Below are 24,192 nucleotides of genomic sequence, written 5' to 3'. Positions count from 1 at the left end.
CGTCGGCGAATGTGCCGTCAATCGCCAACGCGCCGGCGAAATACGTAAGTGGAATCGTTCGATGCTTCCGCAACGAACGCATAGCCTTCGGAAGCGAAGCTCCTCAGCGCCTCCGGTGCGTCGATGCGATTCTCGACCGCATAGCGCGCCATCAGGCCGCGAGCCCGCTTCGCGTGAAAGCTGATGATCTTGTAGCGGCCGCCCTTCCAGTCCTCGAACACCGGCGTGACGACCGGCGCATCGAGCAGCTTTGGTTTGACGGACTTGAAGTACTCCTCCGAAGCGCAATTGACGAGCACCCGCGCGCCCTTGTTCTTTTGCAGCTGGGCGTTCAGCGCTTGCGTGATGCGCTCGCCCCAGAACGCATAGAGATCCTTGCCGCGCGAGTTCGCAAACCGCGTCCCCATTTCGAGCCGGTACGGCTGCAGCAGGTCGAGCGGACGCAGCAGCCCGTAAAGGCCGGAGAGCACGCGCACGTGGCTTTGCGCGTAGTCGAGATCGGCGGCCGACAGCGACTTCGCGTCGAAACCCTCGTACACGTCGCCGTTGAACGCGAGCACCGCCTGCTTGGCGTTGTCGGCGCCAAAGCGCGGCGACCAGTCGGCGTAGCGCTGAAAATTCAGGTGGGCAAGCGTATCGGAGATGCTCATCAGCGACGCAATCTGTTGCGGCGACAGGCAGCGCAGCTCGCCGATCAGCTCGGCGGCATCATCTGCGAAATCGGGGATCGTGTGCTTCTTGATGTGCGGCGGCGTTTCGTAGTCGAGCGATTTGGCCGGAGACAAAACAATTATCATAGAGGCTCGCCGGCACGCCGTGCCGGGCTGTCAAGACGGAAAAGCCCGATTGTAACGAATGCCTAGTTCCCATGCCTCGCTCGGCGCGCCTCGCGTCGTCCTCGATTCGAATGTCTGGATCGACATCCTCGTGTTCGACGATCCCGACACGCGGCCTATCCGCACGGCGCTGGAAGCGAGCGCCTTGCACGCGCTGATCGACGCACGATGTCATGCCGAGCTCGCGCGCGTGCTCGATTATCCGCAATTCATCGCACGCAACGTCGACAAGGCGGCGGCGCTGGCCGCCGTCGAACGCCTGGCTGAATTCGTCGTGCCGGACTCGCCGGCCGAAAACGCCCGCCCGCTGCCCCAATGCAAGGATCGCGACGATCAGAAATTCCTCGAGCTCGCGTATGCCGCGCGCGCCGACTGGCTCGTGTCGAAGGACCGCGCCGTGCTGAAGCTCGCGCGCCGCATCGCGCGCGACTTCGGCTTTCGGATCGCGCAGCCTGCGCCGTTCGTCGCTGCCTGCGAACTCGATACCACCGCTGCGCCGGAGCCCGTCTGATCCCTGGTATCCGGCCCGACGACAAAGCCCGTTGCCCGCTTCTTGACCTCCGATACGAATCCGCCAAAACCTGCCGACCGCATCATGAACGCACAGCACGAATCGCCCCCGACTCCCACCCTGGCCTCGCGCCTGCCGAACGTCGGCACCACGATCTTCACCGTCATGAGCGCACTCGCGGCCGAGAAGCGCGCAGTCAACCTGGGGCAGGGCTTTCCCGATTTCAATTGCGATCCGCGCATCGTCGACGCCGTTGCGAAAGCGATGCGCGACGGGCACAACCAATACCCGCCGATGGCCGGCATCATGCCGCTGCGCCAGGCGATCTCCGGCAAGATCGCGAATCTCTACGGCCGCCGCTACGACGCCGACACCGAAATCACGGTCACGGCCGGCGCCACCCAGGCGCTGCTGACCGCGATCCTCGCCACGGTGCATCCCGGCGACGAAGTCGTCGTCCTCGAGCCGAACTACGACAGCTACCTGCCGTCGATCGAGCTGGCCGGCGGCAAGCCGGTCTTCGTCACGCTGGAAGCACCTGACTACGCGATTCCGTTCGACAAGCTCGCCGCCGCCATCACGCCGAAAACGCGGCTCATCCTCATCAACACGCCGCACAACCCGACCGGCACGGTCTGGCGCGCCGCCGACATGCGCAAGCTCGAGGACATCGTGCGCGACACGAACGTGCTGATCCTGTCGGACGAGGTCTATGAGCACATGGTCTACGACGGCGCACCGCACGAGAGCGTCGCGCGCTATCCGGAGCTCGCGCAGCGCAGCTTCGTCGTGTCGAGCTTCGGCAAGACCTATCACGTGACGGGCTGGAAGATCGGCTACGTCGCGGCGCCCGCCGCGCTCATGGCCGAATTCCGCAAGGTCCACCAGTTCAACGTGTTCACGGTGAACACGCCGATGCAATACGGCCTGACCGACTATCTGCGCAACCCGGCCCCCTATCTCGACCTGCCGGCGTTCTACCAGCAGAAGCGCGACTTCTTCCGCGAAGGCCTCGCCAAGACGCGCTTCAAGCTGCTGCCCTGCACCGGCACGTACTTCCAATGCGTCGACTATTCGGCGGTGAGCACGCTATCGGAGGCGGATTTCTCGACCTGGCTGACGAGCGAGATCGGCGTGGCGGCGATTCCCGTATCGGCGTTCTATCACGAGGCGCACGAATCGGGCGTCGTGCGCTTTTGCTTCGCGAAGCAGGAAAGCACGCTCGCGACCGCGCTCGAACGGCTCGCGCGGCTCTGACGAAGGGCGCGGTCATGCGACAGAGCACCGGTTCTTCGCATTCGCGCCTCGTTGTTGCGGCTCGCCCGGCGGCACCTTCTCGCAGCGACGCTCAGCGGTTCGATGCTGCGCGCCGTCCACGCGTTGCGCCGCTGCAGCCGTCAGCTCACCTTCGACGCCGACGACGCCTCGATATAAGCCTTGCGGTCCGCGCTCACGCGCTGCGCGGCAGGCCGCTGATTGATCAGCTTCACGTACCCCTTCCAATCGATACCTGCATCGAGCAGAAAATCGCGCCCATAGATCGTGGCCGTCGCCATGCCGACGAGCGGCAAGCTCACGAACGCGGCGATATCGGCAATCGTAAATTCATCGCCTGCCAGATAAGGCCCGAACTTCGCCAGCCGCTTGAAGCCGCCGATGCCGTGCGCGAGCCGCTTCGCGGTGCGAGCCTTCACCTCGTCGGTCACCGTGCCGCCGAAGAATGCCTCCTTGTACAGATCGCGCGCGACGAGCTCGAGATGCAGCTCGACGAACGTCACGAGCTCGCGCGCCTTCGCGGCCTTGAACGGATCAGCCGGAAAGATCGGCTTGTCCGGATGGCGCTGCGCCAAGTACTCGACGATGACCTCCGACTCGCACAAATCGCCCGCATCCGTGCGGATATACGGCACCTTGCCGAGCGGCGAATGCGCAAGCACTGCTTCGTCCTGGGACGCGAGCACGAACACCTCCTCGAACTCGATGCCGTGTTCGAGCAAGACGAACTTCACCTTGTTGTAGTAGTTGGACAGCGCGAAACCATACAGCTGGATCATCTGGCGTCTCCATGGGACAGGGTGAGCGGAGCGGCCCCGCGTCTTGCGCCGGGCTCGGTTATGGCGGGCTTTTAAATCGCACGACCGTGCTATTGTAAACAGACTTGGAGTGGGACACCATTATGGCTTCTCGTCAGTACCCCATTGCCACGATAGGCATCGTCGGCACGGGCGCGATGGGGCGCGGCATCGCCCAGATCGCCTCGCTTGCGGGCCTCACCGTGCGCCTCTTCGATGCCAACCCGCAAGCCGCCGCCGCCGCGCGCGACTACCTCGCCGACATCTTCGTCAAGCTGACCGTCAAGGGCAAACTCGACGAAGCGCAAGCGCACGCCGCGCTCGCGCGCGTGATCGGCGCCCAGTCGCTTGCCGAACTGGCCGATTGCGACCTCGTGATCGAAGCCATCATCGAAAACCTCGACGCCAAGCGCGCGCTTTTCCGCGAGCTCGAGACCATCGTCAGCGGGCGCTGCGTGCTCGCGTCCAACACGTCGTCGCTCTCGATCACCGCCATTGCCGCCGCGTGCACCGATGCGTCGCGCGTCGCCGGCTACCACTTCTTCAATCCGGTGCCGCTGATGAAGGTCGTCGAAGTGATCGACGGCCTGCGCGGCGACCCGGCGGCCGGCGACGCGCTGATGGATCTCGCGCGCCGCATGGGACATACCCCCGTGCGCGCGAAGGACATGCCCGGCTTCATCGTCAATCATGCCGGACGGGGGATGAACACGGAGGGGCTGCGCGTCGCGAGCGAAGGCATCGCAAGCTTCGCCGATATCGACAGGATCATGCGCGAGCAGGCGGGCTTCCGGCTCGGCCCGTTCGAGCTGCTCGACCTGACCGCGCTCGACGTCTCGCATCCGGTGATGGAGTCGATCTATCACCAGTTCTATGAAGAGCCGCGCTTCACGCCGTCGCCGATCGCGAGCACGCGGCTCGCCGGCGGGCTGATCGGCAAGAAGGCCGGCGAAGGCTTTTATCGCTATGTCGACGGCAAGCCGCAGGTGCCTGCGGAGGCGGATGCGCCTGCCACGCTGCCGAAGTGCGTGTGGGTCAGCGGCCGGCAGCCGGCAGCGCGCGATGCGGTGCTGCAGCTCGTCGCCCGCGCCAATGTCGCGCTCGACGAGGGCGAGCGGCCCGCGGACGACGCGCTGATCGTCGTCACGCCGCTCGGTCTCGACGCCACCACGGCGGCGCTCGAAGAGCAACTCGACGCGAGCCGCACCGTCGCCATCGACGCCCTCTTCCCGCTTGCCGCTGTCCAGCGCCGCACGCTGATGACGACGCCCGCCACCACGCGCGCCGCGCGCGACGCCGCGCATGCGCTCTTCGCCGCCGACGGCGTGCCCGTCACGGTGATTCGCGACTCCACGGGCTTCGTCGCGCAGCGAATCGTCGCGACGATCGTCAACATCGGCTGCGATATCGCGCAGCGTCAAATCGCGTCGCCCGAAGACATCGACCTTGCGGTCACACTCGGGCTCGGCTATCCGAAGGGACCGCTCGCGCTTGGCGACGCGCTCGGCGCGCGGACCATCCTCACAATTCTGCGCAATATCCATGGCGTGCTCGGCGATCCGCGTTATCGGCCGTCGCCGTGGCTCGCGCGCCGTGCGCAACTGGGCATATCGCTCACGAGCGCCGATGCGGCGGATGCCGCAAGCTAAGATCCAAGATCGAATTCGAATCGACGCCGTACACGACAATCCGGAGATGATATGAGCCACTTTGCCCTTCACGTTCGCACGCAGCCCATCGAGGACGCATCATGAGCGCGGAACTTCTCGCCTCGCGCCCGCACGAAAGCGAATCGACGCTCGTCCTCACGCTATCGAACCCCGGCGCGCGCAACGCGCTGCATCCCGACATGTACGCCGCCGGCATCGAGGCGCTCAGCACCGCCGAGCGTGATCCATCGATCCGCGCGATCGTGCTGACCGGCGCCGACGGCTTCTTCTGCGCGGGCGGCAACCTCAACCGCCTGCTCGAAAACCGCGCGAAAGCCCCCTCGGTGCAGGCCGAAAGCATCGACTTGCTCGGCGAATGGATCACGGCGCTGCGCGCGTCGACGAAGCCGGTCATCGCCGCCGTCGCAGGCGCCGCGGCGGGCGCGGGCTTTTCGCTCGCGCTCGCCTGCGACCTGATCGTCGCCGCCGACGACGCGAAGTTCGTCATGTCGTACTCGCGCGTCGGCCTGACGCCCGATGGCGGCGGCTCATGGTTTCTCGCGCGCGCCCTGCCGCGCCAGCTCGCCACCGAAATCCTGCTCGAAGCCAAGCCGGTCGCCGCGACGCGCCTTTACGAGCTGGGCGTCGTGAACCGGCTTGCCAAGCCCGTCGCCGTACTCGACACCGCGCTCGCGTGGGCCGACGAGCTCGGGCGCGTCTCGCCGAACGCCGCGATGCGGATCAAGACGCTCGTCGCTGCCGCCGACGCGCAGCCGCTCGCCGATCACCTGATCGCCGAGCGCGACAGCTTCGTCGCCTCACTCCATCATCGCGACGGCCTCGAAGGCATCACCGCATTCCTCGAAAAGCGCGCCCCGGTCTACAAATGAGCGATCCGACGACATCGAGCTTCACTAGCCCCAAGCGGCGCCGCATCTTCCTGATGCGCCATGGCGACGTGACCTACTTCGACGACTCGGGCCGCGCGATCGAGCCCGATACGGTGCCGCTCAACGCAAACGGACGCGAGCAGGCGAGCGCCGCGGGCCGCGAGTTCGCCGCGCACGGCGTGCGGTTCGATCGCGTGATCGTGAGCGGCTTGCCGCGCACGATCGAAACGGCCCAGCGCGTGCTGGCGGAAACCGGCCAGCGCAGCGAGCTCGAAACCTGGCCCGAATGGCGGGAGATTCGCGGCGGACGCCTCGCCGGCCTGCCGCCCGACGAAGTCGAATCGGCCTTTCTGCGCGTATTCGACGGCGTCGTCCCCGAAGACACACAGTTTCTCGGCGGCGAGACGATCGGCGAATTGCTCGATCGCGTGCTGCCGCCGGTCGCGAGGCTGCGCGGCGATCCGTCGTGGGACACCGCGCTCGTCGTGCTGCACGGCGGCGTCAACCGCGCGCTGCTCTCGCATGCGATCACGGCGGGCGGCCGCGCATTCTTCGGCCATCTCGCGCAAGCGACGGGCTGCATCAATGCGCTCGACGTCGGCGACGAGCCGCGCGACTGGGTGATCCGCACGATCAACTATTCGCCGCCCACGCCGCTCTTCAAGGACGTGCGCAACACGACGATGGAAATGCTCTACGCGCAATATCTTCGATACAAGCGCGATTGAAGACGGGATAGATCAGCGCTCGATCGACACGAAGCGCGCAGCCCGGAAAGTCGAACCGATCTGGAGAAGGCAATGGCAGCGAAGGACCAGCAAACGGACTATTCGGCGTTCATCGGCACCCGCGCGGTGTCCGAGCGCCAGCGTTTCGACGCCGACGCGCTCGCCGCATGGCTCGCCGCGCACGTCAACGGTTTCGCCGGACCGCTCGCGGTCGAGCAGTTCGCGGGCGGCCAGTCGAACCCCACGTTCAAGCTCGTGACGCCATCTCGCAGCTACGTGATGCGCGCGAAGCCCGGCCCGTCTGCAAAGCTGCTGCCGTCCGCGCACGCGATCGAGCGCGAGCACCGCGTGATGCACGCGCTCGCCGACACCGAGGTCCCCGTCGCTCGAATGCTCGCGCTCTGCGAGGACGAAGCCGTGATCGGCCGCGCATTCTACGTGATGGAGTTCGTCGAGGGCCGCGTGCTATGGGACCCGTCGCTGCCCGGCATGACGCGCGCCGAACGCACGGCGATCTACGACGAAATGAACCGCGTGATCGCAGCGCTGCATACGGTCGACGTCGACAAGATCGGCCTCAGCGACTACGGCAAGCCGGGCAACTACTTCGCTCGGCAGATCGGGCGCTGGAGCAAGCAGTACCAAGCCTCGGAAACCGAGCCGATCGAAGCGATGCACCGCTTGATCGAATGGCTGCCGCAGCATATGCCCGCCGAGGCAGAGGAAAACGCGCACGTGTCGATCGTGCACGGCGACTACCGGCTCGACAACCTGATCTTCCACCCTGGCGAGCCGCGCGTGCTGGCGGTGCTCGACTGGGAGCTCTCGACGCTCGGCAACCCGCTCGCCGACTTCGCCTACCACTGCATGGCATGGCACGTCGACCCGCAGCAGTTTCGCGGCATCGCGGGGCTCGACTGGGCGGCGCTCGGCATTCCCGACGAGGCGCAGTACGTCAGGCGCTATTGCGAACGCACCGGCCTCGCGATCGAAGGCGACTGGAATTTCTACCTCGCCTACAACATGTTCCGCATCGCGGCGATCCTGCAAGGAATCATGAAGCGCGTGGTCGACGGCACCGCGGCGAGCGCCCAAGCCGCAGACGCCGGCCGGCGCGCGCGGCCGATGGCCGAGCTCGCGTGGCAATACGCGCAGAAGGTGCGCTGAGCGCCGCGCGCGGCTGAGAAACCCGAACGCCAGGCGGGGTTTTCAAGGCCGCCAGCGACATGCGGCGATCTATGCTCTAATTTTTTCCAGCCTGAATTTGAATGCGTTGCATAGGAGCCGCGATGATCGACGTCTATAGCTGGGCAACCCCGAACGGCCACAAGGTCCACATCATGCTCGAGGAAACGGGCCTCGACTATCGCGTGCACGCCGTCGACATCGGCGCCGGCGACCAGTTCAAGCCCGAGTTCCTCGCCATCAGCCCGAACAACAAGATCCCCGCGATCGTCGATCCCGGCGGGCCGGACGGCAAGCCGCTGTCGCTGTTCGAGTCGGGCGCGATCCTGGTGTACCTGGCCGAGAAGACCGGCAAGCTCCTTCCCGCCGATCCCGCCGCCCGCTACACGACGCTGCAATGGCTCATGTTCCAGATGGGCAGCGTCGGGCCGATGTTCGGCCAGGCGCACCACTTTCGCATGTATGCGCCCGAGCAGATCGAATACGCGGTCAAGCGCTACACGAACGAAACGAAGCGTCTCTATGGCGTGATGGATACGAAGCTCGGCAAGACGCAATATCTCGCCGGCGACGACTACTCGATCGCCGACATCGCCAGCTTCCCGTGGACACGTTCATGGAAGAACCAGGGCGTCGAACTCGGCGATTTCCCGAACGTGAAGCGCTGGCATGAAGCGATTGCGGCGCGGCCGGCGGTGCAGCGCGCAGTCGAAGTGCTGGCGTCGGCGCGCAAGCCTGGGTTCGACGAGAAGGCCAAGGAAGTGCTGTTCGGCGCGACGCAGTACGTACGGCATTGAATCGCACGCTACGGCCTCGGCCTCTCCTGCTGGCGAATGACAAGCGGCCCAACTGCGCCGCTTGTCGCGCCCTACGAGAAAATCCGCTTAGAAATAATGCCGAGTGATGAACTCAGCGACACAGGCCGGCTTGCCGCCGTCTTCCGCGGCGCCGCTCTCGGCTTCGAGCGTCACGTTCCAGACCACCTGCACCCCGCCCCCGTCGACATCGGTCACCCCCTCCACCTGAAAGCGCGCCCGCACGCGCGAGCCGGCCGGTACCGGGGCCGTGAAGCGCACGCGATTGAGACCATAGTTGACGGCCATCCGCTGCCGCATCGCGACGGTTTTCTCGAGCAACGAAGGGATCATCGACAAGGTCAGGAAGCCGTGCACAACCGTGCCGCCAAACGGCGACTCGCGCGCGGCGCGCTCGGGGTCGACGTGAATCCACTGGCGATCGCCGGTGGCGTCGGCGAAGGTATCGATGCACGGCTGGTCGATCCGGACCCACTCGCTCACGAGCGGCGCCGCGTCGACGAGCGCGCGCCATGCGTCCGCGTCCGCCAACTCGACGATCGCGTCCCGAGCCGGCGTCATGCAGCCCCCTGCGGATGACGCAGCCCGAAAATCACCTTCGAGCGCACCGTCACGACTGTCTCTCCCGCCTGATTGATGCCCGCCCACTGGATCGTCACGATCCCGCGATCGGGACGGCTCTCCGATACGCGCTTGTCGAGCACCGAGTTCGTCATGCGGATCGTATCGCCGACGCGCACCGGTTTGATCCAGCGGATCTCCTCGACCCCGGGCGAACCCATCGACGTCGAGCCATTCAGATGATTTCGCACGATCAGGCCCATCATGACCGAGCACGTATGCCAGCCGCTCGCAATCAGCCCGCCAAACGGCGACGCCTTTGCGGCGGTTTCGTCGATGTGGAACGGCTGCGGATCGTATTGCTCGGCGAAGCGGACGATTTCATCCGCAGTGAACGTGTGTGTGCCGACCTCGACCGTCGTGCCCACTTCAAAGTCTTCGTAGCTGATGCCCATTGCTGTGTCTCCTGTGTCGAGCTGAGTTGGCGCATTAGCTGTCGACTGGAGTTAGCGCTTCAGCGCTTACTCCAGTCCCATGCAGAGCGCTTACTCTGCTCCCATGCAAAGCTCCGTTGAGGTATCCGCCACTCAATAATCTTCGGTCGCGAAACCGGGCAGCGCCGCAAAACGCGCGAGGTGATGATCGACGTCGCCCAGCGTCGTCTCGATGATCGCGAGGCGCTTGAACCAATGCGCCGCGGCGACCTCGTTGGTCACTCCCATGCCGCCATGCAACTGCACCGCTTGCTGGCCGACAAAGCGAGCCGCTTGTCCGATCCGAGCCTTCGCCGCCGATACCGCGCGGCGGCGCTCGTCGGCATCGCTGCTCGCATAGCGGACCGCCGCGAGATACGCGAGCGAGCGCGCCTGCTCCGTATGGATCAGCATCTCGACCATCCGATGCTGCAGCGCCTGAAAACGCGCGATCGGCACGCCGAACTGCTGGCGCGTCTTCGTGTATTCGACGGTCGCCTGGTTGAGCGCATCGAGCGCGCCGATCGCCTCCGCGCAGAGCAGCACGATGCCGTAGTCGGCGATGCGCTCGAGCGTAGCCGCACCCGAGTGAATGCCCGCAAGCCGGCGAGCTGGCGTGTCGGCAAACGTGAGCGTCGCGGCGCGCTGGCCGTCGATCGTGCGGTAGTCGGTTGCCGCGGCATGCGCCGCGTCCCGAGACACCGCGAACAACGCGATCTCGCCGGCCAGGCGGGCCGGCACGATCCAATAGTCCGCCTGCGCGCCGTGCTGCACGATCGACTTGCGGCCGGTCAGCACATACTGGCCATCCCGCTCCTCGGCGCGCGTCGCGACATCGAACAGATCGTAGCGGGCGTGCGGCTCGTGAAACGCGACCGCAAGCTTGATCTCGCCTTGTGCCGCGCGCGCGAGCAATTGCGCGTCGGCGCCCTCGACCGTGCCCGCCAGACGCAGCGCTTCGACACCGACCGCCGTTGCCCAATACGGCTCGACCACGAGCCCGCGCCCCAATTCCTGCATGACGACGAGCATGTCAACGGCGCCGCCGCTGAAACCGCCCTGCGCTTCCGGCACCGGCAGCGCGGTCAAGCCGAGCTCGGTAAAGGCGCGCCAATGCGCGGCCGAAACGCCCGCCTCGGAGCGCACGATCGCCTGCCGGGCCTCGAAGCCGTAGTTCTTCTCGAGATAGCGACGCAGCGCGTCGGCGAATTGCTGCTGTTCGTCGGTGAAACTGAAGTCCATCGTTGTCTCCTGTCGATCGCACTTAGCGCTTTAGCGCTTAGTGCGATCCCATGCAAAGCTCAAAGACCAAGAATCATCTGCGCGATGATGTTCTTCTGGATTTCGTTCGAGCCGCCGTAGATCGACGTCTTGCGGAAATTGAAGTAGTACGCGGCGAGCGGCGCGGCGGCGTCGTCGCCGGCGATGCTGTGCTCGCGCTTGCCTTCGAGGAACGGCACGTCGAACGCCGCCGCGAGCGGCCCCACGGCCTCGAACATCAGCTCCGTGAGCGCTTGCTGGATTTCGGTGCCCTTGATCTTCAGCATCGACGCCTCCGGCCCGGGCCCCCGCCCGCTCGTCTCGTTGCTGACGACTCGCTGCACGGTCACATCGAGCGCCATCAACTCGATCTCGAGCGCGGCCACCTTGGCGCCGAACGACGCGTCTTCGATCAGCGGCTTGCCGTTTTTCTTCTGCTCTCGCGCGACCCTCTTCAGGAACGCGAGCTCACGCTTCGAGCGGCCGACCGCGGCGATGCCCGTGCGTTCATGGCCGAGCAGATACTTCGCGTAGGTCCAGCCGCGATTCTCTTCGCCGATGAGATTCTCGACCGGCACCTTGACGTCCTCGAAGAACACTTCATTGACTTCGTGGTCTTCATCGAGCGTGATGATCGGACGCACGGTGATACCGGGCGTCTTCATGTCGATCAGCAGGAACGAGATGCCCTCTTGCTTCTTCGCGCCGCTATCCGTGCGCACGAGGCAGAACATCATGTCGGCATGCTGGCCGAGCGTCGTCCAGGTCTTCTGACCGTTCACGACGTAGTGATCGCCAACACGCTCGGCCCGCGTGCGCAGCGACGCGAGATCGGAGCCCGAGCCCGGCTCCGAATAGCCCTGGCACCACCAGTCGGTGCCGTCGAGAATGCGCGGCAGGTAATGGCGCTTCTGCGCTTCGCTGCCGTACTTCATCAGCACGGGCGCCACCATCGATACACCGAACGGCAACACGGGCGGCGCCCCCACTCGCGCGCATTCCTCTTCCCAGATATGGCGCTGCGTCGCGTTCCAGCCAGGCCCGCCGTATTCGACAGGCCACGCGGGTGCGGACCAGCCGCGCGTACCGAGCTTCTTGTGCCAGCTGGCAATGTCGTCGCGCGACAGACGTTTGTGATTGAGGATTTTGGCGGCGAGCCCGGCAGGCAGGTTAGCCTCGAGCCAGGCGCGGATTTCGGCGCGGAACGCGCCTTCGGCGGGGGTGTAGTCGAGATTCATGCGCAGTGTCTCCTGGCCGCGCCGTGGGCCGCCAGGATGACGCTGCGTCTATTGCAGCGACTCTTTGAGTGCGGTCGGAACCGGCAACGGCATCACGTCGATGCCCTCTTCGACCAAGGCCTTCGCATCCTCCGGCGTCGTGACGCCGCGAATGCTGCGCGCGGGCGCTTCGTTATAGTGAATGCGCCGCGCTTCCTCGGCAAAGCGATCGCCCACGTTCTCGGTTTTATCCAGCAATTCGCGCAACGCACGCATCGCACGCGCCTGCAACTCACCGGCATCCGCCGCGGGCCGCGCATCGCTCGCACCCGACAGGTTGAGACGGGGTGCAGACGGCATGCGGCTCACTTCGGTCGCACCGCAGATCGGACATTCGACGAGCTTGCGGGACAACTGCGATTCGAAATCATCGGCGGAAGCAAACCAGCCTTCGAACCGATGGCCATGCGGACACTGTAAGTCGAGGACCTTCATGAGTCAGGGCTTGCGCACGAGTGTAGCGCAAAATCTAGATTTGTGAACGATCGTTCGTAAATTTATGAGGAGGCAGCGGAGAAAAAATCGCAGCATGTGCGCGATTTTAACGCTTTGCGTGAAATTGCGCCGAAGGTGTCAGCGCGATGACAGGCTTCGAGGAATGGCCAGCGAATGCCGCACTTGCCGCATCACGCCCGTGCAACGGCACTGCGAATGCAAAAAAAAACGGCGGATAACTCCGCCGTTTTTTGGTATTGCGACGCCTTGTCGTCGGAGCAACGGAGCCGTCGTCGCTCGCCGGCATTCAGCCCGGCGGCGCTTCGCCCATCGTCCACGTGCCGGAAAGCACCTTCTCGAGCCAGAACGTACCGATGATCGTCTTCACGTCGCTGATCTTACCCGTGCGCACCCACTCGCTCACCTGCGCGAGATCGACGGTGAACGTCTCGAGAAACTCGCCGTCGTCGAGCTTACGCTCGCCGGCCGTCAAGCCGCGGGCCAGGAAGATATCGATGAATTCCGTCGAGTACGAGATGATCGGATGAATGCGCGTCAGGTACACATACTCGCGCGCCGTGTAGCCGGTCTCCTCGCGCAGCTCGCGCTTGGCGCAAGCGAGCGCGCCCTCGTTCGGATCGAGCTTGCCGGCAGGATATTCCGTCATCACCTTGCCGATCGGATACCGGTATTGGCTTTCCATCAGCACGCGACCGTCGTCGAAGAGCGGGATCACCATCACCGCCCCCGGGTGCTGCACGTATTCGCGCGTCGCGTGCTTGCCGTCCGGCAGGCGCACGGTGTCGCGCTTGAGCGTCAGGAAGGAACCGGCGTGGATCGTATTGCTGTCGACGCAGGTCTCGGTGAGCGCGGCGTCGTGATTAGGCAATTCAGCCATGTAGCACCCTTACAGCCAGGAGCGCGATGGCGCGATGCCATCAGCGGCGTTTGACGAGATATTGAAACGTGAAGCCGGGAAACGCGAACACGACAAACAGGCTGAACGTGATCGCGTAGAACTGCCAGCCTTGCTCGAAGCGGTTGCCGGCGCGCGCTTCGAGCATGAAGCCGAGCGCGCCAACCGCAAAATACAGCACGATCAATTCGCCGATCCGAATCCACGCGCTCTTCCTGACCGCCTTGAGCGGTACCACGGCGAAGAGCTTCTGATTCAGAAACGGCAAGTTGGCGCCTGCTAGCGCCAACAGCACGATAAACCAGCCAGCTGCCGACATTACAGCGACACGGGCAGCGTGTGCGTGATCGCGTTCAGGCAGAGGGTCATCAACGGACCCGGGATGATGCCGAGCACCACCACCGCGACGCCGTTCAGCGCCAGCAGGATGCGGTTGCACGCATCGCCTGCGATCGGCGCGGTGTCTTGCGGTGCGTCGAAGTACATCAGCTTGACGATGCGCAGGTAGTAGAACGCGCCGAAGAGCGACGTCACCACCGCGAGCACCGCCAGCCAAGTAAGGCCGGCGTTCATCGCTGCCTGCAGCACGGCGAGCTTCGCGTAGAAACCGACGGTCGGCGGAATGCCGGCCAGCGAAAACATCATCACCATCATCACGAACGCGAAGACCGGGCTGCGCTTGTTCAAGCCCTTGAAGTCGTCGAGCGTATCGGCTTCGAACTCGCGGCGTGCGAGCAGCATCACCACGCCGAACGAGCCGAGCGTCGTGATCACATAGACGATGCTGTAGAACATCGCCGAGCTGTATGCACCGGCCATGCCGCCAGCCTTGCCGTCGACCACGCCTGCGAGCAGGCCGAGCAGCACGAAGCCCATGTTCGAGATCGCCGAGTAAGCCAGCATCCGCTTGACGTTGCGCTGGACGATACCCGTGATGTTGCCGACGATCATCGACAGCGCCGCCAGGATCACGAGCATTTCCTGCCAGTCGACTGCGAGCGGCAGCAGGCCCATCACGAGAAAGCGCAGACCCCACGCGAATGCCGCGACCTTCGGCCCGCCGCCGACCAGGAGCGTCATGGCAGTCGGCGCGCCGTGATAGACGTCCGGCACCCACATGTGGAACGGAACGGCGCCCATCTTGAAGGCGATGCCCGCGACGATGAAGATCACGCCGAACAGCAGCACGACATCATTGATGCGGCCCGAAGCCGCGGCCTTCAGCACTTCGTTCAGGTCGAGCGAGCCGGTCGCGCCATAGAGCATCGAGATGCCATACAGCAGGAAGCCCGAAGCCAGCGCGCCAAGCACGTAGTACTTCATCGCGGCTTCGTTCGACTGCGACGCGTCGCGGCGCAGCGCGATCGCCGCATACAGCGACAGCGACATCAGTTCGAGGCCGAGATAGAGCGTCAGGAAGTTGTTGCCCGAGATCATCACGAGTTGCCCGAGCAGCGAGAACATCCCGAGCAGGATGAAGTCGCCGCGCAGCAGGTTGCGATCTTCGAGGTACTTGCGCGAGTAGACGAGCGTCACCGCAAACGTCAGCGACACCACCGCCTTCATCGCGCTCGCGAACGAGTCGACCACGTACATCCGCGAGTAGAAATACAGCGTCTGCGTATCGAACGCGAGCGCCGCGAACCACAGGCCCGCGACGACCGACGAGACGACCGCGATCAGATACGTCAGGCGGCGGCCGGACTGGCCGACGAACGTGTCGTTCAGCCAGGCCACGACGATCGCGGCCATGACCAGCGCGTCCGGACCCAGAGCAGACATAGAAGCGTTTTGCATGATCTTTAAATCCCTCTGCTCTCTCTTACTGTGACAACGGCGGCAGCTTCGACTGCGCGACGTGGGCGAGGAGGTTTTCCACGGAGACGTGCATCACATCGGTGAAGGGCTTCGGATAGAGACCCATGAACAATGTCAGCGCTGCCAGCACGATCAGGAAGAAGAACTCGCGGCGATTGACGTCCTTCAGTTCCGCCACGTGGTCGTTCGCCACCTTGCCGAAGTACACGCGCTTGTACATCCACAGCGTGTATGCCGCACCGAGGATCAGCGTGAAGGCCGCGCCGAACGCGATCCAGAAGTTGTACTGGACCGAGGCCAAGATCACCATGAACTCGCCGACGAACCCCGAGGTGCCCGGCAGGCCGCAGTTCGCCATCGCGAACAGCATCGTGAGCGCCGCGAACTTCGGCATCGTGTTGACGACACCACCGTAGTCGGCGATCTGGCGCGAGTGCATGCGGTCGTACAGCACGCCGATGCAAAGGAACATCGCGCCGGACACGAAGCCGTGCGAAATCATCTGCACGATCGCGCCTTCAACGCCGAGCTGGTTGAAAATGAAGAAGCCGAGCGTCACGAAGCCCATGTGCGCAATCGACGAGTACGCGACCAGCTTCTTCATGTCGGCCTGCACCATCGCAACGAGGCCGATGTAGATCACCGCGATCAGCGACAGCGCGATGACGACGGGCGCCAGCGTGTGGCTCGCGTCCGGCATGATCGGCAGCGAGAAGCGGAGGAAACCGTACGCGCCGAGCTTCAGCATGATCGCGGCCAGCACGACCGAGCCGCCCGTCGGCGCTTCCACGTGGGCGTCAGGCAACCACGTGTGCACCGGCCACATCGGCACCTTCACCGCGAACGCGAGGAAGAACGCGATGAAGAGCAGCACCTGCGGCGTCATCGCGATAGGCGCGTTCTGCCACGTCGCGAGATCGAACGTGCCGGTCTGAATGTACAAGTAGATCAGACCAACCAGCATCAGGAGCGAGCCGGCCAGCGTGTAAAGGAAGAACTTGAACGCCGCATAGACGCGGTTCGGTCCCCCCCACACGCCGATGATGATGTACATCGGAATCAGCGTCGCTTCGAAGAACACGTAGAACAGCATGCCGTCGGCAGCCGAGAACACGCCGACCATGATCCCCGACAGGATCAGGAACGCCGCCAGATACTGCGACACGTGCTCGGTGATCACCTCCCAGCCGGCGATCACGACGATCACCGTGATCAGCGCGGTCAACACCACGAACCACATCGAGATGCCATCGACACCGAGGTGGTACGTGATATGGAAGCGCTCGATCCAGTTCGACTGCTCGACGAACTGCAACGCCGCCGTGCTCGAATCGAAGCCGGTAATGAGCGGCAGCGTGACGAGCAGGCCCAGGACCGAACCGATCAACGCAAGCCAGCGCGCCGGCGCGGGGTTCCTGTCGGAACCGATAGCGAGAACTGCGAGGCCGAAAACGATCGGCAGCCAAATCGCGATACTGAGAATCGGAAAAGAGTGCATTAGTATCCCCCGCCTTATTTGCCGCCGAGCGTTACAAACAGGGTCAGGAGCCCCAACATGCCGATAATCATGGCGAACGCGTAGTGATAGATGTAACCGGATTGGAGGAAGCGGATCACGCTCGCGAACCAGCCGATGAAGCGCGCGCTTCCGTTGACGACACCGTCGATGACCACGACATCGCCCTCTTTCCAGAGGCCACGGCCGATCGCCACGGCGCCCTTCGCGAAGACCATGTCATTGATCTTGTCCATGTAGTACTTGTTATCGAGCAGCGTATAGATCGGGCCGAACGCACGGCGGATCACCGCGGGCAGATCCGGACGCTTCAGGTACAGGAACCATGCGGTCACCACGCCAGCGAGCGCGAGCCACACCGGCACACCCGACACCGAGTGCAGGCCCATCGCCGCCCAGCCTTGGAATTCGTCGGCCATCTCGTGCAGCGCCGGATGGTTCTCGCCGATGAAGATCACCTGGCTGAACGCGACGCCATGCTGGAAGAAGTCGCCGAACAGCATGGGGCCGACGGCGATCGCACCGATCACGACCGACGGAATCGCGAGCAGCACCAGCGGCACCCAGACGACCCACGGCGTTTCGTGCGGCTCGTGTGCGTGATCGTCGTGGCCGTGACCATGGCCGTGGTCGTCATGACCGTGGCCATGCGCGTGCGACGCGGCTTCCGCGCCCATCGGCGAATCAGGGTGCTTCGGACCGCGGAAGCGCTCTTCGCCGTGGAACACCATGAAGTACATACGGAACGAGTACAGCGCGGTGACGAACACGCTCGCCACGACCGCGAAGTACGCGAAGCCCGAACCCGGCAGATGCGAGAGCTTCACCGCATCGATGATCGAGTCCTTGGAATAGAAACCGGCGAAGAACGGCGTACCGATCAGCGCCAACGAGCCGACCAGCGACGTGATCCAAGTGATCGGCATGTACTTGCGCAGGCCGCCCATGTTGCGCATGTCCTGGTCGTGGTGCATACCGATGATCACCGAGCCGGCGCCGAGGAACAGCAGCGCCTTGAAGAACGCGTGCGTCATCAGGTGGAATACCGCGACCGGGTAAGCCGACACGCCGAGCGCCACGGTCATGTAGCCGAGCTGAGAGAGCGTCGAGTACGCGACGACGCGCTTGATGTCGTTCTGGACGATGCCGAGGAAGCCCATGAAGAGCGCCGTGATCGCGCCGATCACCGTGATGAACGACAGCGCGGCGTCCGACAGCTCGAACAGCGGCGACATGCGCGTCACCATGAAGATGCCGGCCGTCACCATGGTCGCCGCGTGGATCAGCGCGGAGATCGGCGTCGGGCCTTCCATCGAATCAGGCAGCCACACGTGCAGCGGGAACTGCGCCGACTTACCCATCGCGCCGATGAACAAGCAGATGCAGGCGACCGTCAGGAGGCCCCAGCTCGTGCCCGGGAAATTCAGGCTGGCGAGGTCGTGGCTCTTCGCGAACACGTCCGTGTAATTCATCGAGCCCGCGTACGCGAGGATCAGGCCGATGCCTAGCAGAAAGCCGAAGTCGCCCACGCGGTTCACGAGGAACGCCTTCATGTTCGCGTAGATCGCGCTTTCGCGCTCGAAGTAGAAGCCGATCAGCAGGTACGACACGAGACCCACCGCTTCCCAGCCGAAGAACAGCTGCAGGAAGTTGTTGCTCATCACGAGCATCAGCATCGAGAACGTGAAGAGCGAGATGTACGAGAAGAAGCGCTCGTAGCCGTCGTCTTCGGCCATGTAGCCGATCGTGTAGATGTGCACCATCAGCGACACGAAGGTCACCACGCACATCATCATTGCGGTCAGCGAATCGACGAGAAAGCCGACTTCGAACTTCAGCGTACCGACTCGCATCCATTCGTAGACCGTCGCGTTGAAGCTCGCGCCGTTCAGCACGTCGGCGAACACCATCGCCGACAGGATGAACGAAACGAGCACGCCCAGGATCGTGACCCGGTGGCTCCCCTTGCGCCCTACCGTCTTGCCGAACAGCCCCGCAATCAGCGAGCCGGCGAGCGGTGCGAGCGGAACCGCCAGCAGCAGGTTTTCATTGAGTGTCGTTGACATAACAGCTGTGCCTGAATTTAACCTTTGAGCTGATCGAGGTCTTCGACGTTGATCGTGTCGAGACTACGGAACAGAGTCACCAGAATCGCGAGGCCGATCGCGGCTTCGGCCGCCGCCACCGTCAGCACGAAAAACACGAAGATCTGGCCGTGCACGTCGCCGAGGTAATGCGAGAACGCGACGAAATTGGTGTTCACCGCCAGCAACATCAGTTCGATCGCCATCAGGATGATGATGACGTTGCGGCGGTTCAGGAAAATGCCGACGACGCTGATCGCGAACAGGATCGCGCCGAGCACGAGGTAGTGAGCAAGGGTCAACATGTTTTTCTCCAGTGCGCTCAGGCCTTGTTGCCGACCGTGCCGGCGCCGGTGTTGCCCGGCGCGGCTTCGCTTGCGGCGGCTTCCGGCAATGCCTTTTCCGCCGGCATCTTCACGAGGCGCACGCGGTCTTCGCGACGCACCTTGACCTGTTGCGATACGCGCTGGCGTTTGCTGTCCTTGCCTTGGCGGGCGGTCAGCGCCACAGCGGCGATGATCGCGACGAGCAGCACGAGGCCGGCAATTTCAAACGCGAAGATGTAATCGGTGTAGATGACCTTGCCGATGATGCGCGTGTTCGGCATCGCACCCGCTGCCGCGCTCAAGCCGGCGGCCGTCACATCGTGCACCGGCGTGATGGTCGCGCCGTAGCCGTGCCACAGGATCAGCGCCGTCTCGATCACGATGATCGCGCCGACCACCGTCGCCATCGGCACGAAGCGCTTGAAGTCCTTGCGCAGGACGTCGAGGTTGATGTCCAGCATCATCACGACGAACAGGAACAGCACCATCACCGCGCCGACGTAGACGAGCACCAGCAGGATCGCGAGGAATTCGGCCTGCAGCAGCATCCAGATGGCCGCCGCGTTGAAGAACGCGAGCACGAGGAAGAGCGCAGCCGCAACCGGATTGCGCGAGGTGATCACCTTCAGCCCCGACACCGTCAGGAGCGCAGCGAAGATGTAGAACAGTACGGTCGTGAATTCCATGATTACCGATTCATCGTTAGCCCATCGTCAGGCATGGTGGTTCTTTGGCTCGTGGCATCCGCCAGACGGCACAGCGGCCTGCCGCGCCGCGGATCGCCCCGCGGCGCACGGCCTTCAAGCCGGCAGCAGCAAACCCAAAACGGTCAAGCTAAAGCGTTGCAACGCGTTTCAACGGTACTGCGCATCGGCCGCCTTGGCCGCTGCGATCTCGGTCTCGTAGCGATCGCCGACTGCCAGCAGCATCTCCTTCGTGAAGTACAGGTCGCCGCGCTTTTCGCCGTGGTACTCAAGAATCTGCGTTTCGACGATCGAATCGACCGGGCAGCTTTCCTCACAGAAACCGCAGAAGATGCACTTGGTCAGGTCGATGTCATAGCGCGTCGTGCGGCGCGTGTTGTCCGCGCGCGTTTCCGACTCGATCGTGATGGCCATCGCCGGGCACACCGCTTCGCACAGCTTGCAAGCGATGCAGCGCTCTTCGCCGTTCTCATAGCGGCGCAGCGCATGCAGCCCGCGAAAACGCGGCGAGATCGGCGTCTTTTCCTCCGGGAACTGCACAGTGAACTTGCGCTTGAACGTGTAGCGTCCGGTCAGCGCCAAGCCCTTGAGCAGCTCGGTCAGGAAAAACGTCTTGAAGAAGTTTTGGATTGCGGTCATGTTCTCGTCCGCCCTTTATTTCCAGATATTCAACGGCGACATGATCCAGAACCCGACCACGATCACCCACACCACGCACACCGGCAGGAACACCTTCCAGCCCAGGCGCATGATCTGGTCATAGCGGTAACGCGGGAACGTGGCGCGCGCCCAGATGAATACCGACAACAGCAAGAAGACTTTCAGCACGAGCCAGAAGATGCCCGGGATGAACGACAGGAAACCGAACGGTGCGCTCCAGCCGCCGAGGAACATCGTGGCCGCCAGCGCCGAAATCACGATCATGTTGATGTACTCGGCGAGGAAGAACAGCGCGAACGCCATACCCGAGTAGTCGATCATGTGGCCCGCGACGATTTCCGACTCCCCTTCCACCACGTCGAACGGGTGGCGGTTCGTTTCGGCGATGCCCGAGATGAAGTAGATGACGAACACCGGCAACAGCGGCAGCCAGTTCCACGACAGGAACGTCAGACCATAGTTCGCGAAAATACCGCGCTCTTGCGACGTCACGATATCCGAGAGATTCAGGCTGCCTGAGGTCATCAGCACGACGACAAGCGCGAAGCCCATGGAGATTTCGTACGACACCATCTGCGCCGCGGCGCGCATCGCGCCAAGGAACGCGTACTTCGAGTTCGACGCCCAGCCGGCCAGAATCACGCCGTACACGCCGACAGACGAAATCGCGATCGCGTACAGGAGACCCGCGTTGATGTCGCCGAGCACCGCGCCCGCCTGGAACGGAATCACCGCCCACACCGCGAACGCCGGCACAACCACCATGACCGGCGCGATCAAGTAGATCCAGCGGCTGGCCGCGGACGGCTGAATCACTTCCTTGAGCAGCAGCTTCAAGACGTCGGCGATCGGCTGCAGCAAGCCGGCGGGACCGACGCGGTTCGGACCGAGACGCACATGCATCCAGCCGATGAGCTTGCGCTCCCAGAGGATCAGATAGGCCACGCACAGCAGGATCGCGACGGACACCACCAGGATCCGGATGAGCGCCCACACCGTGGGCCATGCTATGCCGAGAAGCTGACCGCCGCCCGAGTTGATCGTATCGAACAAGCTCATTTACGCCTTCTCCACCACCAGTTCACCGAACAGGCTGCCCAGCGCAGCACCGGCAGGCGTAGCCGCCGATACGCGGACAACGTCTGCAGCAAGATTTGCCTCGCGCACCGCGGGCGCTTGCACCTCGCGGTCGCCCTGACGCACACGCACCGCGTCACCATCCTTCAACGCCAGCTTGTCGAACAACGCGGCAGGCAGGCCGATCGTGTTCGCAGCGCGCGCGGCGGCCGTCAGATGCAGCGACGGCGCGCGCCGCACGAGCGGGTCGGCGTGATAGATCGGCACGTCGGCGATGCGCTCGAATTTGCCAACGGCCGCCTTGACGGCGCCGTTGGCGCGCGCGGGCGCGACACCGGTGCGGTTCGACAGACGCGCGGCGATTTCGCCATCACCGAGCGCGGCCGTACGCACTTCCTCAGCCGTATCGAATTCGAAGTTAGCCAAGCCGAGCAGGCTGCCGAGCACGCGCAGCACTTTCCATGCGGGACGCGTTTCGCCGAGCGGACGCACCACGCCGCTGAAACTCTGCACAGTGCCTTCGGCGTTGACGAACGCGCCAGCCGTCTCGGTGAACGGGGCGATCGGCAGCAGCACGTCGGCGTAGTCGGTGCCGTGCTTGAACGCCGACAACATCACGACCATTTCCGCCTGGTTCAGCGCAGCCAGCGCTTGCGTCGGATTGGCGGTATCGAACTCGGGTTCGACGTTGAGCAGCAGATAGCCCTTGCGCGGCTGCTCGAACACTTCGCGAGCGTTCAGGCCGCCCTCGCCCGGCAGCGCGCCGGCCAAGTGTGCGCCGACGGTGTTCGCCGCTTCGGTGACGAAGCCGAGCGTAGCGCCCGTGTTTTCGGCAATCCATTGAGCCGCTGCGTGGATGCGTGCGAACTCGGGATGACGCACGGCGCTGTTGCCGAGCAACACTACGCGCAGTTCGCCGGTGGCGAGCGAAGCAGCAACGTCCTTCGCGGAAGCCGATGCCTCCACCAAGCCGAACGCTTCCGGCAGCGCCACGCCGCGCGCTTGCGCGACGGCGGCTGCAATGCCCGCGAGCTCGTCGAGCCATGCCGACGGCGCCGCGGCGATGCGCTTGGCGGTCGGGATCAGCGCGTCGTCGCTGGTCGCGTTGAGGAAATGGATCTTTGCTCCGCTCTTTGCCGCTTGACGCAGACGCGCCGCGATCAGCGGATGGTCGCGACGCAGGAACGAACCGATGACGAACGCGGCATCGACCTTCGACAGATCGGCGAGCTTCACGCCAAGCCACGGCGCGCCTTCCACCTTCGCCGAGAAATCGGCCTGACGCAGACGGAAGTCGACGTTCGGCGTGCCGAGCGCGTCGGCGAGCTGCTTCACCAGGAACAGCTCTTCGACCGTGCCATGCGGGCTCGCGAGCGCCGCAAGCGCCTTCGCCCCGTGATCGGCGGTAATGCCCTTGATGCCCTTCGCGACGTATTCGAGCGCCGTCTGCCAGTCGGTTTCGATCCACTGGCCGCCTTGCTTGATCATCGGCTGCGTGAGGCGTTCTTCGCTATTGAGGCCTTCGTACGAGAAACGGTCCTTGTCGGAGATCCAGCACTCGTTGATCGCTTCGTTCTCGAACGGCAGCACGCGCATCACGCGATTGTTCTTCACCTGGACGACGAGATTCGCACCGACCGAATCATGCGGGCTCACCGACTTGCGACGCGACAGTTCCCAGGTACGGGCGCTGTAGCGGAACGGCTTGCTCGTGAGCGCGCCGACCGGGCACAGGTCGATCATGTTTCCGGACAGCTCGGAGTCGACGGTCTTGCCGACAAACGACGTAATTTCGGAATGTTCGCCGCGACCGAGCATGCCGAGCTCCATCACGCCGGCGATTTCCTGGCCGAAGCGCACGCAGCGCGTGCAGTGAATGCAGCGCGACATCTCTTCCATCGAGATCAGCGGGCCGACATTCTTATGGAACACGACGCGCTTTTCTTCGCTATAGCGCGACGACGACTTGCCGTAGCCGACTGCGAGGTCCTGCAACTGGCATTCGCCACCCTGGTCGCAGATCGGGCAATCGAGCGGGTGATTGATCAGCAGGAATTCCATCACCGATTGCTGAGCCTTCACCGCCTTGTCGGACTTCGTATGCACGATCATGCCTTGCGAGACCGGTGTCGCACATGCGGGCACGGCCTTCGGCATTTTCTCGACGTCGACGAGACACATCCGGCAGTTGGCCGCGATCGAGAGCTTCTTGTGATAGCAGAAGTGAGGAATGTACGTGTCGACCTTATGCGCAGCCTGGATCACCATGCTGCCTTCGGCCACCTCGACCTTCTTGCCGTCTATTTCAAGTTCAACCATGATGGTGAATGGTCCTTAACCTATTTACCGCTCAATCATTCGCTCAGTGCCGGCCCGGCGATTCGCCGCCAGGCCGCTCA

Annotated in this window: 23 protein-coding genes and 1 pseudogene; 7 read left to right on the top strand and 17 right to left on the bottom strand. The window is 63.9% G+C overall.

What is annotated here, in order from left to right; genetic code table 11:
• Positions 1-17: 17 nt before the first annotated feature.
• Positions 18-797, bottom strand: a complete 780-nt coding sequence (yaaA, locus tag FAZ69_RS30150) for a peroxide stress protein YaaA (protein WP_136898753.1) — start codon at positions 795-797, stop codon at positions 18-20.
• 58 nt (positions 798-855) lie between these two features.
• On the opposite strand from yaaA, the gene FAZ69_RS30145 reads away from it, so the two are divergent.
• Positions 856-1,347 (top strand): putative toxin-antitoxin system toxin component, PIN family, encoded by a 492-nt coding sequence (locus FAZ69_RS30145; protein ID WP_136898752.1) that lies wholly within the window; start codon positions 856-858, stop codon positions 1,345-1,347.
• Positions 1,348-1,431: 84 nt separating this feature from the next.
• Positions 1,432-2,604 carry a pyridoxal phosphate-dependent aminotransferase gene (locus FAZ69_RS30140; RefSeq protein WP_136898751.1) on the top strand — a complete coding sequence of 391 codons (1,173 nt, stop codon included), beginning with the start codon at positions 1,432-1,434 and terminating at the stop codon, positions 2,602-2,604.
• A gap of 140 nt (positions 2,605-2,744) precedes the next feature.
• Here the strand turns inward: FAZ69_RS30140 and FAZ69_RS30135 are convergent, their stop codons facing one another.
• A complete protein-coding gene (locus tag FAZ69_RS30135) occupies positions 2,745-3,401 on the bottom strand; it encodes a glutathione S-transferase family protein (RefSeq protein WP_136898750.1) in 657 nt (218 codons plus the stop codon).
• 122 nt (positions 3,402-3,523) lie between these two features.
• Between FAZ69_RS30135 and FAZ69_RS30130 the strand changes: the two genes are divergently transcribed.
• From FAZ69_RS30130 to FAZ69_RS30110, 5 genes are all read left to right on the top strand, one after another.
• Complete coding sequence (locus tag FAZ69_RS30130) at positions 3,524-5,068, top strand: 3-hydroxyacyl-CoA dehydrogenase (RefSeq protein ID WP_136898749.1); 1,545 nt, start codon at positions 3,524-3,526, stop codon at positions 5,066-5,068.
• Between the two features lie 101 nt (positions 5,069-5,169).
• Positions 5,170-5,958 carry an oxepin-CoA hydrolase, alternative type gene (locus tag FAZ69_RS30125; RefSeq protein ID WP_136898748.1) on the top strand — a complete coding sequence of 263 codons (789 nt, stop codon included), beginning with the start codon at positions 5,170-5,172 and terminating at the stop codon, positions 5,956-5,958.
• Positions 5,955-6,686 (top strand): histidine phosphatase family protein, encoded by a 732-nt coding sequence (locus FAZ69_RS30120; protein WP_136898747.1) that lies wholly within the window; start codon positions 5,955-5,957, stop codon positions 6,684-6,686. The genes FAZ69_RS30125 and FAZ69_RS30120 overlap by 4 nt, the downstream gene beginning before the upstream one ends.
• A 72-nt stretch (positions 6,687-6,758) precedes the next feature.
• Entirely contained in the window at positions 6,759-7,853 is a 1,095-nt protein-coding gene (locus FAZ69_RS30115) for a phosphotransferase (RefSeq protein WP_136898746.1), read from the top strand.
• Between the two features lie 122 nt (positions 7,854-7,975).
• Positions 7,976-8,668, top strand: coding sequence for a glutathione binding-like protein (locus FAZ69_RS30110; protein WP_136898745.1), 693 nt, complete (start codon positions 7,976-7,978; stop codon positions 8,666-8,668).
• An 87-nt stretch (positions 8,669-8,755) separates the two neighbouring features.
• Here the strand turns inward: FAZ69_RS30110 and FAZ69_RS30105 are convergent, their stop codons facing one another.
• From FAZ69_RS30105 to nuoG, 15 genes and pseudogenes are all read right to left on the bottom strand, one after another.
• Positions 8,756-9,247, bottom strand: a complete 492-nt coding sequence (locus tag FAZ69_RS30105; protein ID WP_136898744.1) for a MaoC family dehydratase — start codon at positions 9,245-9,247, stop codon at positions 8,756-8,758.
• Positions 9,244-9,711, bottom strand: a pseudogene (locus FAZ69_RS30100) (MaoC family dehydratase); the annotation flags it as partial. The pseudogene FAZ69_RS30100 and the gene FAZ69_RS30105, both read right to left, overlap by 4 nt.
• A gap of 123 nt (positions 9,712-9,834) precedes the next feature.
• Positions 9,835-10,962 carry an acyl-CoA dehydrogenase family protein gene (locus tag FAZ69_RS30095; protein WP_136898742.1) on the bottom strand — a complete coding sequence of 376 codons (1,128 nt, stop codon included), beginning with the start codon at positions 10,960-10,962 and terminating at the stop codon, positions 9,835-9,837.
• Positions 10,963-11,021: 59 nt separating this feature from the next.
• Complete coding sequence (locus tag FAZ69_RS30090) at positions 11,022-12,218, bottom strand: acyl-CoA dehydrogenase family protein (protein ID WP_136898741.1); 1,197 nt, start codon at positions 12,216-12,218, stop codon at positions 11,022-11,024.
• A gap of 48 nt (positions 12,219-12,266) precedes the next feature.
• Entirely contained in the window at positions 12,267-12,692 is a 426-nt protein-coding gene (locus FAZ69_RS30085) for a DUF1178 family protein (RefSeq protein WP_136898740.1), read from the bottom strand.
• Between the two features lie 307 nt (positions 12,693-12,999).
• Positions 13,000-13,590 carry an NUDIX domain-containing protein gene (locus FAZ69_RS30080; protein ID WP_136898739.1) on the bottom strand — a complete coding sequence of 197 codons (591 nt, stop codon included), beginning with the start codon at positions 13,588-13,590 and terminating at the stop codon, positions 13,000-13,002.
• Positions 13,591-13,630: 40 nt separating this feature from the next.
• Positions 13,631-13,927, bottom strand: a complete 297-nt coding sequence (locus FAZ69_RS30075) for a DUF2818 family protein (RefSeq protein WP_136898738.1) — start codon at positions 13,925-13,927, stop codon at positions 13,631-13,633.
• A complete protein-coding gene (gene nuoN, locus FAZ69_RS30070; protein WP_136898737.1) occupies positions 13,927-15,405 on the bottom strand; it encodes an NADH-quinone oxidoreductase subunit NuoN in 1,479 nt (492 codons plus the stop codon). Before nuoN ends, FAZ69_RS30075 begins: the two co-directional genes overlap by 1 nt.
• A 25-nt stretch (positions 15,406-15,430) precedes the next feature.
• Entirely contained in the window at positions 15,431-16,924 is a 1,494-nt protein-coding gene (locus FAZ69_RS30065; protein WP_136898736.1) for an NADH-quinone oxidoreductase subunit M, read from the bottom strand.
• Positions 16,925-16,938: 14 nt separating this feature from the next.
• On the bottom strand, positions 16,939-19,008 hold the full coding sequence (gene nuoL / locus FAZ69_RS30060; protein WP_136898735.1) for an NADH-quinone oxidoreductase subunit L: 2,070 nt from the start codon (positions 19,006-19,008) through the stop codon (positions 16,939-16,941).
• A gap of 17 nt (positions 19,009-19,025) precedes the next feature.
• On the bottom strand, positions 19,026-19,331 hold the full coding sequence (gene nuoK / locus FAZ69_RS30055; RefSeq protein ID WP_013339863.1) for an NADH-quinone oxidoreductase subunit NuoK: 306 nt from the start codon (positions 19,329-19,331) through the stop codon (positions 19,026-19,028).
• A 17-nt stretch (positions 19,332-19,348) separates the two neighbouring features.
• Positions 19,349-20,038: an NADH-quinone oxidoreductase subunit J gene (locus FAZ69_RS30050; protein WP_136898734.1), complete on the bottom strand. Its 690-nt coding sequence runs from the start codon at positions 20,036-20,038 to the stop codon at positions 19,349-19,351.
• A gap of 168 nt (positions 20,039-20,206) precedes the next feature.
• On the bottom strand, positions 20,207-20,695 hold the full coding sequence (gene nuoI, locus FAZ69_RS30045) for an NADH-quinone oxidoreductase subunit NuoI (RefSeq protein ID WP_136898733.1): 489 nt from the start codon (positions 20,693-20,695) through the stop codon (positions 20,207-20,209).
• Between the two features lie 15 nt (positions 20,696-20,710).
• On the bottom strand, positions 20,711-21,775 hold the full coding sequence (nuoH, locus tag FAZ69_RS30040) for an NADH-quinone oxidoreductase subunit NuoH (RefSeq protein WP_136898732.1): 1,065 nt from the start codon (positions 21,773-21,775) through the stop codon (positions 20,711-20,713).
• Positions 21,776-24,112, bottom strand: coding sequence for an NADH-quinone oxidoreductase subunit NuoG (nuoG, locus tag FAZ69_RS30035; RefSeq protein ID WP_136898731.1), 2,337 nt, complete (start codon positions 24,110-24,112; stop codon positions 21,776-21,778).
• Positions 24,113-24,192 lie beyond the last annotated feature (80 nt).

This window comes from Trinickia terrae (assembly GCF_005144415.1).
Lineage (GTDB): Bacteria > Pseudomonadota > Gammaproteobacteria > Burkholderiales > Burkholderiaceae > Trinickia_A > Trinickia_A terrae.
The sequence above is the reverse complement of the archived record's forward strand: the minus strand, read 5'-3'. Positions and strand labels throughout refer to the sequence as shown.